This is a genomic window from Limnohabitans sp. MMS-10A-192 (assembly GCF_003063335.1).
GTDB lineage: Bacteria > Pseudomonadota > Gammaproteobacteria > Burkholderiales > Burkholderiaceae_C > Limnohabitans_A.
The window spans coordinates 264,844-277,816 of sequence record NZ_NERX01000001.1 but is presented as its reverse complement, the minus strand read 5'-3'; the positions used below and the strand labels follow the sequence as shown (position 1 = coordinate 277,816).

The window sequence follows — 12,973 nt, the reverse complement described above, 5'->3', positions numbered from 1 at the left end:
GATCAGTATCCCATCGCGTGGTCATACATCGCGCCGCGCCGCTGCACGCCCTGCTTTTCAGCCAGGCGCCGCGCCACTTCATCAGCCAGGGCTTTGCTGTCCTGGCCAGGCTGCTGCGTGATGTTGAAAGTGTTGGTCTGCGGTGCATTCACGCTGCCACCAGCGCCAGGCGCCGTGGCCATGCGGGGCACGCTCGGTGGCACAGGCGCACCAGGCGCGCCGCCAGGTGGCGCTGCACCAGGGGCGCTGCCGAAGCCGAAAAAGGCTTTCGTCTTGCCCCAAAATTCGCCCACTGCCTGAATCTTGCCGATGATCCAGTCGATCGATGCCGACACAGTGGCCTTGATGCCATCGAATAGGCCGGTGAAAAAGCCCTTGATCGGCTCCCAGTTCTTGTAAATCAGCACGGCAGCAGTGGCCAGGCCCATCAGCACCAAGCCGATCGGGTTGGTGGCCATCGCCAGCTTCATCGCATTGAATGCGAAGGTGGCAGCGCCGATGCCGAAGGAAACCATCTTCGTGGCTGCGAACAGGCCGCCGAAGGTGCCGATCGCGGTGGCGATATTGCCCACCAGCGTCTGATTCTCGCGCACGAAATCAGCCACGGCCGAAGTGGCCGATCCGAAGATGCCCAGGGCTTGATTCACCACCGGCAGCAGGACGCTGCCGATATTCACTGACACTTCAGTGATCCGGTTCTTTGCGATTTCCCACTGCGCTGTGGTGGATTGCAGCCGCGCTTCGTGTTCGCGCAGCATGCTGCCCATGGCTTTGTCGCTGCTGGCCAGGGCCAGCTGGCGCCGGTATTCATCCACACCGCTGGCCAGCTTTGCGATGTCATCGCCGTATTCCTTGCCGAATAGCTGGGTGGCCACGGTCAGGCGCTTTTCTTCCGGCAGCTTGTTCAGCGCATCCAGCACCTTCTGAATGGTGCCGGTGGCGTCCTTGCTCATATCCTGCTGCACCTTTTTCGCATCCATGCCGATGGCCACAAGGCCAGCCTGGAATCGCTTCGGCTGCATGGTGGCGATGGACAGTTCGCGCATCACCGCATTCGCGGCTGTGCCGGCCACTTCGGCCGTGCTGCCCAGGGTCAGGAATGTGGAAGCCAGTGCGGCCGCTTCCTTCGCGGGCATCTTGACGAATTCAGCGGTGCCGCCGATGCGCTTCATCACTTCGATGATGTCGCCACCCTTGGAAATCGCGTTATCGTCCAGGTAGTTGATCACATCGGCCAGTTCCCCGATCTTCGGGATCGGGATTTTGAACAGCGTGGCGATCTTGCCCATCTGGTCGGCCAATTCGCCCGCAGGCAATTCGAAGGCCGAAGCCATCATGCCGGCGGTGCGTGTGAAATCGATCAGTTCATCCTTTGCCACACCCATGCGGGCGCCGGCTGCCACCATGTCCGCGATTTCATTCGTGGCCATTGGCAATTCGCGGCCCAGCAGCTGCACCTGGCGCGCCATGTCGAAATAAACCTGGGTCAGCTTGCCCGATTCATCGCGCGCGCCTTCCACCTGCTTCGCCACGCCCAGCATGGCTTTTTCGAATGATGCGGCCTGTACGATCGGCACGAAGGCGGTGGAAGCTGCAGCAGCTGCAGCGCCCAGGGCCATGCCGGCGCTGGCCATCTGGCCACGGCCAGCGGCCATGCCATTGGATGCGTCCTTCAGCCGCTGCTGTGCGGCGCGGGTCTTTTCGATTTCGGCAGTAACGGCAGCGTAGCGGGCGCGCAGGCCATCCACGTTTTTGCCCATCGCGCCGAATGTTTGGATGCTGCTGCCTAGCAGCTTCTGTTCGCGTTCCAGCTTGCGCACAGCGCCGCCGATTTCCAGCAGCTTGTCGCGCGTGGTTCCCAGGGCATTCTTCAGCGCCCCGGTAATCGCACCACCGATGGTGATGGTGGCATTTAATCGTTTATTGGCCATCTCGTTCCTTCGGCAGCCCATCCAGCCACCACACGAAGCGGGATGTCCGCATGCTTAAAATTTCAGTGCTTGACCAGCCAGTGTGCGAAGCCAGTGCCAGTGCGCCGGCCCGCACATACTCACTGGTCAGGCGATAAAACCCATAAAGGCAGCCTGCACCTTCTTGTAATCGCGCAGCGTCAGCTTCTTGATGTCATCGGGTGCCACTTCGCACAGATTGGCGAACATGCCCACTTCCTTCGTGGCTTCGCCGCCCTTCATTTCATCCATGGCGATCTGATCCGCCACGGTGGGTTCGCGCATGCGCAATGCCTTCACCTGGGCGCCATCGATTTCCAGCGGGCGCGAAAGCACCACATCGACAAAGCCGGCATCAGCCGGCGCGGTTTTCTTTGTTGCCATTTTCTTCCTTCACTATGAAAGTGAAATCGGGCCAGCCGAAGCCAGCCCGATCTGAATCACAGGCCCAGGGCTGCGCGGGTAGAAGCCAGCGCATCCGTGCCATTCACGCTGCGCACCATGTTTTCCACATCCACTTCCAGGACAGTGGTTTCACCGTGCTGCAGCTTGTAGTAAGTCAGCGCCATGGCGATCTTCAGGCTGGGCTTGTCGCCCGGCTTGCTGGTGCCAGGATCGATTTCCTTGATCTTGCCGCGCATGGTATGCACCACCGGCGTGATCGTGCCATCGAAGGATTCCAGGGCTTCGCGGGCAACGAATGGCACCGTGGCGCCTTCCTTCACTCCGAAAAGCGCCAGCACATCGGCGTCATAGCTGATCAGCGTGAAATCGCTTTCCAGCTTTTCCATTCCCATCGTCAATTCGATCGGGGCATCCATGCCGCCAGCGCGGAATTCTTCCGTGACCAGCGCCAGCTTCGGGGCGTTGAATTCTTCCACCTGCCCGGCGTAGCCACGGCCATCAACGAACAGGTTTAGATTCTTGCGAATGTTGCGTGCGGCCATATTAGAAAATCTCCGTCAAGTAATCCTGAACCATCTGGCTGCGGAACGTGATGTGTTCAGCAGGGAATGGGGGGGTGAAATCGAAATCGAAATAAACCTTGCCCTGGGCGATCTGATCCGGGGTATTCAGTTCGGGATCGGCCCAGCACTTGCCGCCCAGGATCGCGCCGATGGCGGTCAGGTGGCGAAGGTAGGCATTCACGCCTTCCATCACATCCTGCATGTAGGTTTTCGTGATGTTGCGATCCACGGCCCACAGGTGTGCGCGCAAAAGTGAATCGTTGATCATGTCGGCCGTGCGGCGCACCGAAAGGAACATCCATTTCGGGTCGCTCGACAGGGTGCGATTGCCCCACAGGCGATAACCGTCCTGGCGGATGATGGTGGCGATGCCGCCTTCATTCAGCAGGTTGGCGCGTGCATTCGCATCGCCCAGGGTGAAATCGACCGGGCGCACAGTGCCCACGATGCCGTTGATGTTTTGATTCGAAGGCGACCACCAGAAGCCGCGATCGTTGTCGCTCTTTGCGATCAAGCCGGCCACGCAAGGGCTGGCGGGCTTCGATACGATAGCGCCGGCGCTGTTGGTTTTTTGCACCCATGGATCGACCACATAAACGCGGGCGCTGCCGAAGTCGCCGGCATAAGCCTGGGCGGCTTCGTCGGTGGTATTCGGGCCATCGGCAATGATCACAGCGCGCAGGCGCTCTGCGATGCCAACCATTTCAGAAACCGCCGGGTTGGCCAGGAATTCGCCAGGGGTGGTGGTGCTTTCAGGGCGCTGGTGGCTGAAGCCAGGGGCCAGAAGGATGCGGGGCACAACGCCCAGCTTCGATTCGGCACCCAGGAAAGCATGCACGCCTTCGTAATTGCCAGTTGTGGCATTCACGCCGCCCACGATATTGGCGATGGTGGCGGCTTCATTCGCGCCAGGCGCGACACGCACAACCACAACCACAGCACCAGCTTGATCGAAGATCGAATCAAGGGCGCCAGGCAGCGTGCCTTCGTCGGCGCCTGCAGTGGCGACCAGCTTTGCAGCTTCGCGGCGGCTGCCGGCGATCATCACAGGGGTGTTAAGCGGGAATGCGTCAGCATCGGCCAGCGGCGCGGTGCCGATGATGCCGATGACGGAAGATCGCACCGTTTGAATCGGGCGCGGGCCGGCATCGATTTCAAGAACTTCGACGCCGTGCAGGAAAGTTTCGGCCATTGGTTTTATCCTCTCAAGGAATACACAAACAAGAATCCAGTGGCCACACTTTGCCGCGATCAGGGGGCGGATTCCTCTTGTGGTTTTTCCTCAAAAAAAAGCCGCCCGAAGTGGGCGGCATAGGGGTGCTTGCGAAGGGAAGCGGATCAGGATGGCATGACGCCATCGGGATAACGCGCCTTGATTTCTGCAACCTTGGCAGCCCATTCTTCCATCGTGGCTTCACCGCGCTGCGCCTTGAAGAACAGCGGGTCTGCTTCGCTTCGATAGGCTTGCGCGCGCGCTGCGGTAACGGCATCCGCAACTTGCTCCGGCGTCAATGGCGTTGGCTCTACCAGGATCGGGTGGCCATCAAGGCCGGAACTGATAATCAAGCCCTTGGCCTGCCCTGCCATCATTTCCTGATGCCTGGCTTCGGTAATCTCCACGGCATCAGCCGGGATGGCATCCCCGTGAATATCTTTTCGGTAAAAACCGGAATTCGATGCTGAAAAATAAATCATGGCTTAAATTTTCCCGATTGCGATGACGTTGTAAAAAATGTTTTCGTTACCCAGGCCAGAATTTGAACCAGCAACCCGAAAAACAGTCCCAAAAATCTGCGAAGTTGTGTAACCGGCGCCAGAAATAATGATTTCGCCGCCTTCGATGCCATTCCCACCGTCTGCAAACATTGAAGCAGTATAAATCTGCGAAAAAGCCAGCGGGAATGATGCGGTGATCGCAAGGGTGGAGGGGGTGCTAGAACCAACAAAGGTATTCCCTAGTCCGGTGGTCATTCCGCGAACCCATTGGATGATCATGCCGCCTGGCAGCTTCTGATAACCGCTTCCTGTCAAGTTGCGCCCGAAGGCATCTAGCGCGGCCAAGCTGACCGCGCCTGTTGCGCCATCCACGCTGGCCACATTGGCGCCACTGCCAACGCCATCCAGCTTGGATTTATCGGCAGCCGACATAAAGCCAGCCGCTGATGACGTAGCTGTGCCGTGCGCGGAACCAGTGGCACCAACGTGGGTTTTCGGTGCTGCATCGGCCGCGATTTCTGCCTGAACAAATGCCGTGGTGGCCAGCTGCGTGGTGCTGGTTCCTTGGGCTGCAGTCGGCGCCGTGGGCGATCCGGTCAGCGCAGGGCTGGCCAGCGGTGCGCGGGTTGCTTCCAGCGCATCAACGTGATCTTTCAGGTATTTCGTCCGGTTGGCCAGATTCTTCAGAGGCGCATTCGAAACGCCAGAAGGGCCACCGATTACCGGATCAGTTAATTCCAGCTGATATACACCAGCATCGAAGGTGGAAGATTCGGGAAGGCTTGCCATGGTTATGCTACTCCGTGGTTATACGCGCCGTTGTAGGTGATCGCGCCGTTGTAAAGATTCGCCGCTTCCGTGAAGATCATTTCGATCAGGTGGCAGCGTGCGGGTGCAGTGGTTTCCAAAATTCGCCGCACCTGATCCGCCTGGTCATTGCTGATCGGGCGGGCAAGGATGAATCGATACCGCGCCCATTCAGTCGGGTCGCCGTATGTTTTCAGGCCGTTGTGGGTAAATGCGCCGTTGTAGAAATTGTTCGAATTGCCTTCGATCAGCTGGGAATCGCCAAATCCGGCCGCCGCGATCGCCCGCTTGATCGACCAGACGCTTCCCTTGCGGCGCTGGATCATCACGGAATCGCGGATGGTGGCGCGCTTTGCGTCATCAGACCAGCCAGCGTCCCATTCATCCACGCCGAAGGCCCAGGCAAGCCAGGGCAGCATCGATGCGGGGCAAGTGTCTGGATTCCACACATCGCGCAGCGGTGCAGGCACATCGCCCAGGCGCGCAGTGGCACCTTCCAGGGCATATTCCTGGGTGCTGGCATTAAGCGGAAGCAAAGAATCAGGCACCAGTGCCCCCGATTGTTACGGTGATTCCGGTGCAGTTCGGCGCCTGATTCCAGGCATTCACAATATCGGCAGCCGGCGAAGTGATCGCCACATTCTGCACACCAGGCTGATGCAGGGCAGCGAAGATGCCAGATCGCGTGATGTCGCGCCCGATGCGGTGTTGCTCGGCGGCATAGGCTTGTGCAGCCGCAGTGGCTGCCGCCAGCACTTCAGCCTGGCCAGTGCCGGGGAATACGGTCAGCGATGCCTGGATTGAATAATTCACGATTGAAGCTGATGCCACAGATACGGTGTCGCACAGCGGCCGCACCACCTCGGCATTCAAGGCTTCCACAACGGCCGCGATCGTGGCAGCTGGCGCAGCGCCAGTTCCTGTGCGCGAAAGCACGGCCACATTCACTGTGCCTGGCGTCAGGCTTTCCACCGCCACATCCTTGCAGTCGCCGCTGGCGCTCAATGCGTGAAAGATATAACTGCCCCGGCTGCCGGCGCTGGTGTAGCCTTCCAGGGAAAGGATGATCCGCGTGCGGAATTCATCATCCGTTTCATACACGGCAGCGGTGGGCGGGATTGTGGTGTCATCGGCTGGCGTCACCAGCAGGCGCGCCACATCGTAATTTGCACCGATCTGATCCAGATCAGCGCCGGTGGCATAGGCCACCATCACAGCCTTCGCGGCATCATTCACGCGCTGGCGAATCAGCAGTTCGCGGTAAGCCGCGACTTCCAGAATTTTGTAAGCAGGATCAGATTCCACCAGGGCGGTGAAGGCCGAATCGCGGGCGCGAAGATCGGCCAGCATCGATGCGAAGATGCTTTCGAAGTCCAGGGCTTCCACCACATTCGGCGGGGCAAGCTGGGATAAATCGACTTTTGTATAGGCGCTGGCCATTTATTTCACTTCGATCCCGTCAAGTGTCACCACCTGCCCATCGGGCAGATATTCGCCGGTCATGTCCAGCACCACCACACCTGGGGCGGCACTGGCTGCCACTACCTTCTGCAGCCGAAAGCGGGGTTCCCACTTTGCGATCGCTTCAGCGGTAGCCGCATAAATTTCCAGCAGCGTTGAACGATTGATCGGTGCATCGATCAATTCGAAAAGGCGGCTGCCATAGTCGCGCCGCATCACCCGACTGCCGATAGGCGTGGTCAGGATGTCGCGGATGCTTTGCCGCAAATGATCAATGCCGCCCAGCTGCTTGCCGGTGGCTGCGCCGATTCCGTCCATGCCAGGAATCTTGCCCAGCATTGGCCGGGCGTTCCTCTTGTGGGTTTTCCTTCGGGATCAGGAAGGCGCGCCGGATGTGCCGCTGCCAGGCTGCACGCCGGTGTGGGTATGGGTGCTGCTGATATTCTTGCCGTTGTGCGTCAGCGTGCCGCCGGTGAAATTCACGTTGCCGCTGATCTGCGCCGATGCACCGCTGCCGGTCGATCCCACCATGCCTGCCAGGTACGTGAAAAGCCCTTCCACCGTCAGCTTCCCTTTGCAGGTGGTCTGCGGTGTATTCAGCGTCACGCTGGTGGCGGCATTGATCGTGGCTTCCTTGCAATTCACGATCACCTTCGCATCGCCCGCCACTGTGATGTTCAGCGTATTGCTGGCGCTGTTGTAATCCACCGTTGTGCCATCCGGGAATTCCACATGCTCCACATCCTTCGTGGTGGCCGGGGCTGGATGGCTGTCCTGGTAGATCGAAGGCAGCGCCACGGCCTGGGCCGGGTCGCCATAGGGCGCCAGCACCAGCACCTGTTCGCCAGGGCGTGGTGCGCTCCACGTGCGGGTGGCACCGGCACGCGCAGTGATCCATGGCAGCCAATCGGTGGTCAATCCTCCCACGGCCACCTTCACGCGCGCATTCGCTTCATCCAGCTGGGCCACAGTGCCCACCCGGATCATATTGGCCAGGATGCGTTCAGTTTCGGCCTGCGCCCATGAATCACTCATGGCGCATTGCCTTCCGGGTCACGATATACCGGCGCGTGATCCGCGCCAATTTCCGGCGACCAGCTGAAGAAAGGCGTGGGCACCTCTCCGTCATCCTTCCAGATCGTGTCGCCCAGGTGGATCACCTGCTGCCACTCCACGCGCCAGCATTCGTACTGATCCAGTTCGGGATCGAAATCGTCCTGGTAAGCACCGATCACTTCGGCCGGCCCGATCGGGCAGCCCCATCGCTGCAGGCGCGCAAAGGCCGCGAATGATGCGGCCAGCTTGCGCACTTCCAGCTTCGGATTCTTGCCGCCCTGGCGGAAGCCGATCACGAAAGTGGCTTCGAAGCGGGCATTCACCGCCAGCTGTTCGGTGCCTGGATCGACATCGGGGGCCGCATCCATTTCCGTCAATTCGACCAGGCACGCGGGCACTGGCAGATTCTTCCGGTCAAGCCGATAGGCTTCCACGATTTTCAGGTCGGGGAATTGCGCCTTGATTGCTGCCACGATGCCTGAATGCACCGCATCCAGCGTGGTCACTGTGTTTGCGTTCGCCATTGCAGTTCGTGTTCGAAAGTTTTGAAAAATCGCGCCTCAAATTCGGCCGCGCCCACCAGCTGATCTTCGATATACGTGCTGGCCTTATCTTCGATGTCGGCACGCTGCTTATCCAGGGGCAGCCGGCCTTTGCCGCGCCGCTTGAATACCTGGCGGTTGCCATTGCGGCCGTTTGCGATGAATGCAGACTGCACGAAGCGGCTGCCGTATGCCTTCACGCCACCCTTGTTTTGCTTCGCCTGCAGATAGATCAGCGCGATCGGATCAAGGCCATACCAGACCGTGATTTCCGATCCGCCAGCCTTGCGCTGCAGCCGGAAGGATTTCAGGCGGCGCCGGATCACCTTCTGCTGGATCGCCAGGGCACCAGAAAGCCCTTTCACGGACTTGCTGCGCAGCCAGCTGGCCATCTTCACCAGTGTGCTGTTCAGCGCCTTGTTTGCCTGGGCCTCGGTGGCGGCCAAATCCAGCACCACCCCCTGCAGGCTTTCGGCATTGATCTGCAGATCGATCAGCGACATGATCAGCGCGCCTGTGCAGCCATTTCCAGCGTGGCCATGCCTGTGCCATCAGGCTGCGCACTGGCCAGCACATCGTAAGTGCGGCCATCAATATCGACCACATCACCGCGCAGCACGCCGATCACATCGGATTCTTTGCACGTAAGGCGCGGGCGCGTGGTGTCGATCTCATATTCGCCCAGCTGGGCGTTCAGATACGGGTCATCGAAGATGCCCCGCACGATCCGGGTGCCACCTTCCTGCAGGCGCACGGTGGCATGCACCGCGAATTCGTCAGCGTTCAGGAAGGCATCCAGATCATCCCAGGGAAGGCGTGGCATTACTTGCCCTTTTTGCCTTTGCCAGCTGGCTTTTCTTCAGCGGCTGCAGGTGCTTCGGCAGCAGCTTCAGCTTCCACAGGCGCATCGGCCACAGCTTCGCCTTCAGGCTGCTGCACTTCGTTTTGGTGCTGCTCTTGTTCTTGCTCTTGATCCACAGGCGCATCGGCCACGGTGGCCACAGTGGCCTTGCCACGTGCCAGCAGGTCTTTCGCTTCTGTGCCGGTCACTTCCACGATTTCGCCAGCTTTGGCCAGTTGGCCGCCCACCAGGAATGCGGAAGAAACTTTCAGGAATACGGTTTTCGACATTTTCAAATCCTCTTGTGAAAAGGGGCCACCACGAAGGCGGCCCCATTACCAGGCTGTGCCGTATTAGGCGGCCGGCTTGCGGCCGACACAGAACGATTGCGTGCGGCGAAGCGCGAAATCGACATCCTGGAACACGACCACGCGCAGGCGGCCCTTCTTGCTGTTGCTGTATGGATCAACCATCAGCTGCAAGCCGCCCCACATTGCGACCAGAAGGTCGGCAAAGTTGCCCATGAACACATCGCCGTTAGCGACTTGGTTCGTGATTTCGGCGCGGTAGCCATTCACCGTGTTGCCAGGTTCCCAAATCGTGCCGCCTTGTGCGATGGCTGCATCAGAGAATTTCAGGCTGGTCTTTGCGTGGCCACGGAATGCTGCGTTGCCGATGTAAGCCATCGAATCAACGTCCGCGTTATCCAGGGCGATCTGCGTTTCCATGCCAACCAATTCGGCATAAGTCGGCTGCACGCCAGCGAATGCCACGGCATTGATGCCGGTGTGGTTTGCAATGCCCAGCGGCTGGTGATCACTGCCGGTGCCGTAGTAGCCAGCGCGGTCGATCGTAAGCGCCAGGGCTTTTGCCAGATCGGTGCGCACCAAGGCTTCTGCGTCAAGGCTCGACTGAACCATCAGCTTGCGGGTGATTTCGCTGAAAGCGGCCACGGTTTTCGGGGTCAAAGAAATCTGGCCCAGTTCCAGGTTGCTTTCGGTGGCATCAGCATCTTCGCCCAGCCAGTAGCCTTGTGCAGCAGCCACTTGCTTCGGAATATCGATGTTGCTAACCAGGCCACCCATCACGGTGCCCAGCTGCATCAGCTTCGCCTTGTTGCGAAGAATATCCACGAAGGATTCGGCTTGCAGAACGGTGGCGATGCCATAGCCGCCAGTGTCGCCAGCAGCAGCGCCGCTGGTGCCCGAATTCAACGCGCGGGTAAGCACATCGGTCGGGATGACGAACTTGTCCGATTCCTTGCCCATCTTCGATGCAGCAGCGCGGCTGGCTTCGAATTCGAAGGCAGCAGCTTCGGCTGCGCGGCGATCGGTCGGATCGGTAAGGGCGCGGATCACTTTCAGGAAGCTGAAGCTGCGGGCTTCTTTGTCGGTAAGGCCGACATCAGCATCGCGCATCTGCTCTGAAAGCGGGCGCTGAATCTTGCCATTCACATGGTCAAGCAGCTGGCGCTGGAAATCGGAAACGCTGGTGCCTTCCTTGGCAGCATCGCTGGCCAATTCAGGGGCGCCAAACTTTTCGCCCATTTCCATGATCGAACGAACGCGGCTGCGCTCGGTTTCGGTGGCCTTCACAGAGTTGTCGGCCGGGGTGTTTTCAATCTTCGGTTCCATTTTGGTTTCCTTGAAGTTTTCAGGATTGTTCAGCGGCGCGTGCCGTGATTCCTCTTGTGGGATTTCCAGCTGGCGGCCCACACCGACAGAAATGTCGGCCGGTACTGCCACGATGGAAATTTCGAATGGCTCCCAGGATGTGATCGTCCAGACATCTTCGCCTTCGCGTTCCTCGGTCAGCTTCGCGTCATGCACGATGTAGCCAACGGAAACGTGCTTGCGGATGCCATCCTTCACGTCCTGGAAAATTTCCTCGGCAAGCGCGCTTTTGCCAAAACGCACCACGGCCCGCCCCCGGCGATCCGCGTCGATGGAAACTGATTCGACCACGCCGATCTGATCGTCGCAGTCGTGCTGCAGCAGAAGCGGTGCGCCATCATTCAGGCGCGCCAGCACCACCGCTGCAGGGTCATGGCTCAAAATTTCGATGCCGTACCAGCGGCGCACTTCGGCTTCGCTGGAAAAGGCCAGTTCCACCGTGCGCTTCGATTCATTGATCGCTGCGACCTCGGCGGATCGGAATGCGCGGGCACCATCCCGCGCGCGAATCTGTTCGATAGTTGTTTTCATGGGCATCACTTCAGATAAAGCAGGCGGAAATTCACTTTGTTGTACGCACGCACGGCTTCATCGATCAGGTTCTGGATCGATGTTTCCTCACGTGGGCATGCGATGTATCGCTGGCTGTCGATCCATTCGCGTTGCTGCTTCAGCACTTCGCGGATCGGCTTTTCGGGATCGGCTGTCAGCACCGGAATGGTCAGCAGCACTTCGAAGCGGCCCTGGAAGCATTCCAGGATTTCATCGGCCAGATCGATGATCGATTCGTAAAAAGCGCCCAGGGCGCGATGCTCGGCATCGCTGCCGGGGCCGGTGCTGGGCTTCAGGTGTGCCCGGTGCGCCAATTCGCGCGCCAGGAACAGGTGGGCGATTAAGTTTTCCATGGCGCCATGGTGGCCGTGGCGCCTCTGGAATTCCTCTTGTGGGTTTTCCTATACAGCCGAAGCTGCGCGCTCGGCTTCGAAGGCTGCGATCACTTCAGGCTTCCAAACCACTTGCGCGATTTCAGCCACGTTTTCAGGAAGGCCTGAAATATCCTGACTAGGCGCAGCAGACGAACGGTGGAATGTTTCAGCAATCACAACGCCATCACGCAAAACGCGGGTTGCCTCACGGAAAAGAATGATCCCGTTTTCTGTGACGGTGATTTGATCAATTACCTTTGTTTCCTCAAATGCCATTTTTTTGCCCTCTTTTAATTTGTCAGGTAGCTATAACTGAACCAGCAGCTTGAACCATCTGGAACGGTCGAGTTGGTAAAGTCAATGTCGCTTCCCCTTCGGAATGTCGCGCCGCTCTCGCCGTTGTAAAGCATTAAAAAAGGAAAGGATGGAAATCCGTTGTAATAACCGATTGCCGCGCCGCCTCGCACCCCTTCATTGCCAGACCTTGCGACAAAGGGGAAACTTTCAACGCCCATCGATCCAACGCCGCCGTTTTTATTTGAAACACTAAGGTATCCAGTAACGGTTACTAGATTCCCGATTTTTGTGTACCAACCGGCAACCGATGCGGTTGCAGTTGTTGCGCCGAATTTAATAACTGGCGTCCAGGTGCCTTCTTCGTAATCGTCAAGCGTGTTCCCATCGCCGCTGCTCACCTGCGCGCCAGGGAATTTGATTCCATTGGCACTAGGTGTTCCGGTGAATGATGGACTGTTGATATTTGCCGGCGTAAAGCCAAGCGCGCCAGTGACATCGGCGCTAGTTGGCGTCACTGCGCCGGTGCGGCCATTGAAGCTGGAAACGCCTGCAGCTGCGCCGGTCACATCCACGATGCTTTCCGTGCCAGATACGTTTTTTTTCAGGAATAGCTTGCCATCCACTGTGTTGATGGCCAATTCGCCCAGCGCAAGCTGGGCAGTGGTGGGCACCTTGCCCGCCACCGCCGACTGCTTCATTTTTACTGTGTTTGCCATAGCCATGGCCCCCTTTGCATC

At 58.9% G+C, this 12,973-nt stretch carries 18 protein-coding genes; all 18 read right to left on the bottom strand.

The genetic code is table 11. The features are described 5' to 3' along the window. Positions 1-2: 2 nt before the first annotated feature. The 18 genes from B9Z43_RS01460 to B9Z43_RS01380 all read right to left on the bottom strand — a co-directional run bounded on the left by B9Z43_RS01460 (position 3) and on the right by B9Z43_RS01380 (position 12,958). Positions 3-1,931, bottom strand: coding sequence for a phage tail tape measure protein (locus B9Z43_RS01460; RefSeq protein ID WP_158270044.1), 1,929 nt, complete (start codon positions 1,929-1,931; stop codon positions 3-5). A 126-nt stretch (positions 1,932-2,057) separates the two neighbouring features. After that, positions 2,058-2,333: a phage tail assembly protein gene (locus B9Z43_RS01455; protein WP_108322384.1), complete on the bottom strand. Its 276-nt coding sequence runs from the start codon at positions 2,331-2,333 to the stop codon at positions 2,058-2,060. A 56-nt stretch (positions 2,334-2,389) separates the two neighbouring features. Further along, complete coding sequence (locus B9Z43_RS01450) at positions 2,390-2,896, bottom strand: phage major tail tube protein (protein ID WP_108322383.1); 507 nt, start codon at positions 2,894-2,896, stop codon at positions 2,390-2,392. A gap of 1 nt (position 2,897) precedes the next feature. Beyond that, positions 2,898-4,109 (bottom strand): phage tail sheath C-terminal domain-containing protein, encoded by a 1,212-nt coding sequence (locus B9Z43_RS01445; protein WP_108322382.1) that lies wholly within the window; start codon positions 4,107-4,109, stop codon positions 2,898-2,900. Between the two features lie 146 nt (positions 4,110-4,255). Continuing rightward, positions 4,256-4,612, bottom strand: coding sequence for a hypothetical protein (locus tag B9Z43_RS01440; RefSeq protein WP_108322381.1), 357 nt, complete (start codon positions 4,610-4,612; stop codon positions 4,256-4,258). 3 nt (positions 4,613-4,615) lie between these two features. After that, entirely contained in the window at positions 4,616-5,422 is an 807-nt protein-coding gene (locus tag B9Z43_RS17315) for a hypothetical protein (protein WP_108322380.1), read from the bottom strand. Between the two features lie 2 nt (positions 5,423-5,424). Further along, complete coding sequence (locus B9Z43_RS01430; RefSeq protein WP_158270043.1) at positions 5,425-5,988, bottom strand: phage tail protein I; 564 nt, start codon at positions 5,986-5,988, stop codon at positions 5,425-5,427. Then, the gene (locus B9Z43_RS01425; protein ID WP_108322378.1) at positions 5,981-6,880 is read right to left on the bottom strand and encodes a baseplate J/gp47 family protein; all 900 of its coding nucleotides are present in this window, start codon (positions 6,878-6,880) and stop codon (positions 5,981-5,983) included. The genes B9Z43_RS01430 and B9Z43_RS01425 overlap by 8 nt, the downstream gene beginning before the upstream one ends. Beyond that, the gene (locus B9Z43_RS01420; RefSeq protein ID WP_233253940.1) at positions 6,881-7,240 is read right to left on the bottom strand and encodes a GPW/gp25 family protein; all 360 of its coding nucleotides are present in this window, start codon (positions 7,238-7,240) and stop codon (positions 6,881-6,883) included. A 36-nt stretch (positions 7,241-7,276) separates the two neighbouring features. Next, on the bottom strand, positions 7,277-7,936 hold the full coding sequence (locus B9Z43_RS01415) for a phage baseplate assembly protein V (protein ID WP_108322376.1): 660 nt from the start codon (positions 7,934-7,936) through the stop codon (positions 7,277-7,279). Then, positions 7,933-8,481: a hypothetical protein gene (locus B9Z43_RS01410; RefSeq protein ID WP_108322375.1), complete on the bottom strand. Its 549-nt coding sequence runs from the start codon at positions 8,479-8,481 to the stop codon at positions 7,933-7,935. Before B9Z43_RS01410 ends, B9Z43_RS01415 begins: the two co-directional genes overlap by 4 nt. Then, positions 8,460-9,002, bottom strand: coding sequence for a phage tail protein (locus tag B9Z43_RS01405; protein ID WP_108322374.1), 543 nt, complete (start codon positions 9,000-9,002; stop codon positions 8,460-8,462). The genes B9Z43_RS01410 and B9Z43_RS01405 overlap by 22 nt, the downstream gene beginning before the upstream one ends. Before the next feature lie 2 nt (positions 9,003-9,004). Continuing rightward, positions 9,005-9,322: a hypothetical protein gene (locus B9Z43_RS01400; protein ID WP_108322373.1), complete on the bottom strand. Its 318-nt coding sequence runs from the start codon at positions 9,320-9,322 to the stop codon at positions 9,005-9,007. Further along, entirely contained in the window at positions 9,322-9,630 is a 309-nt protein-coding gene (locus B9Z43_RS01395; protein WP_108322372.1) for a hypothetical protein, read from the bottom strand. Before B9Z43_RS01395 ends, B9Z43_RS01400 begins: the two co-directional genes overlap by 1 nt. A 63-nt stretch (positions 9,631-9,693) precedes the next feature. Beyond that, positions 9,694-11,544: a phage major capsid protein gene (locus tag B9Z43_RS01390; protein WP_108323059.1), complete on the bottom strand. Its 1,851-nt coding sequence runs from the start codon at positions 11,542-11,544 to the stop codon at positions 9,694-9,696. A gap of 5 nt (positions 11,545-11,549) precedes the next feature. Then, positions 11,550-11,918 (bottom strand): DUF5856 family protein, encoded by a 369-nt coding sequence (locus tag B9Z43_RS01385; RefSeq protein ID WP_108322371.1) that lies wholly within the window; start codon positions 11,916-11,918, stop codon positions 11,550-11,552. Positions 11,919-11,966: 48 nt separating this feature from the next. Continuing rightward, a complete protein-coding gene (locus B9Z43_RS16980) occupies positions 11,967-12,215 on the bottom strand; it encodes a hypothetical protein (RefSeq protein WP_146186070.1) in 249 nt (82 codons plus the stop codon). Positions 12,216-12,229: 14 nt separating this feature from the next. Then, the gene (locus tag B9Z43_RS01380; RefSeq protein ID WP_108322370.1) at positions 12,230-12,958 is read right to left on the bottom strand and encodes a hypothetical protein; all 729 of its coding nucleotides are present in this window, start codon (positions 12,956-12,958) and stop codon (positions 12,230-12,232) included. Positions 12,959-12,973: the final 15 nt, after the last annotated feature.

What these genes read in the sequence shown, in the direction of transcription:
- B9Z43_RS01460 (WP_158270044.1), bottom strand. Translation starts at nt 1,931, where the DNA reads ATGGCCAATAAACGATTAAATGCCACCATCACCATCGGTGGTGCGATT.
- B9Z43_RS01455 (WP_108322384.1), bottom strand. Translation starts at nt 2,333, where the DNA reads ATGGCAACAAAGAAAACCGCGCCGGCTGATGCCGGCTTTGTCGATGTG.
- B9Z43_RS01450 (WP_108322383.1), bottom strand. Translation starts at nt 2,896, where the DNA reads ATGGCCGCACGCAACATTCGCAAGAATCTAAACCTGTTCGTTGATGGC.
- B9Z43_RS01445 (WP_108322382.1), bottom strand. Translation starts at nt 4,109, where the DNA reads ATGGCCGAAACTTTCCTGCACGGCGTCGAAGTTCTTGAAATCGATGCC.
- B9Z43_RS01440 (WP_108322381.1), bottom strand. Translation starts at nt 4,612, where the DNA reads ATGATTTATTTTTCAGCATCGAATTCCGGTTTTTACCGAAAAGATATT.
- B9Z43_RS17315 (WP_108322380.1), bottom strand. Translation starts at nt 5,422, where the DNA reads ATGGCAAGCCTTCCCGAATCTTCCACCTTCGATGCTGGTGTATATCAG.
- B9Z43_RS01425 (WP_108322378.1), bottom strand. Translation starts at nt 6,880, where the DNA reads ATGGCCAGCGCCTATACAAAAGTCGATTTATCCCAGCTTGCCCCGCCG.
- B9Z43_RS01420 (WP_233253940.1), bottom strand. Translation starts at nt 7,240, where the DNA reads ATGCTGGGCAAGATTCCTGGCATGGACGGAATCGGCGCAGCCACCGGC.
- B9Z43_RS01415 (WP_108322376.1), bottom strand. Translation starts at nt 7,936, where the DNA reads ATGAGTGATTCATGGGCGCAGGCCGAAACTGAACGCATCCTGGCCAAT.
- B9Z43_RS01410 (WP_108322375.1), bottom strand. Translation starts at nt 8,481, where the DNA reads ATGGCGAACGCAAACACAGTGACCACGCTGGATGCGGTGCATTCAGGC.
- B9Z43_RS01405 (WP_108322374.1), bottom strand. Translation starts at nt 9,002, where the DNA reads ATGTCGCTGATCGATCTGCAGATCAATGCCGAAAGCCTGCAGGGGGTG.
- B9Z43_RS01400 (WP_108322373.1), bottom strand. Translation starts at nt 9,322, where the DNA reads ATGCCACGCCTTCCCTGGGATGATCTGGATGCCTTCCTGAACGCTGAC.
- B9Z43_RS01395 (WP_108322372.1), bottom strand. Translation starts at nt 9,630, where the DNA reads ATGTCGAAAACCGTATTCCTGAAAGTTTCTTCCGCATTCCTGGTGGGC.
- B9Z43_RS01390 (WP_108323059.1), bottom strand. Translation starts at nt 11,544, where the DNA reads ATGAAAACAACTATCGAACAGATTCGCGCGCGGGATGGTGCCCGCGCA.
- B9Z43_RS01385 (WP_108322371.1), bottom strand. Translation starts at nt 11,918, where the DNA reads ATGGAAAACTTAATCGCCCACCTGTTCCTGGCGCGCGAATTGGCGCAC.
- B9Z43_RS16980 (WP_146186070.1), bottom strand. Translation starts at nt 12,215, where the DNA reads ATGGCATTTGAGGAAACAAAGGTAATTGATCAAATCACCGTCACAGAA.
- B9Z43_RS01380 (WP_108322370.1), bottom strand. Translation starts at nt 12,958, where the DNA reads ATGGCTATGGCAAACACAGTAAAAATGAAGCAGTCGGCGGTGGCGGGC.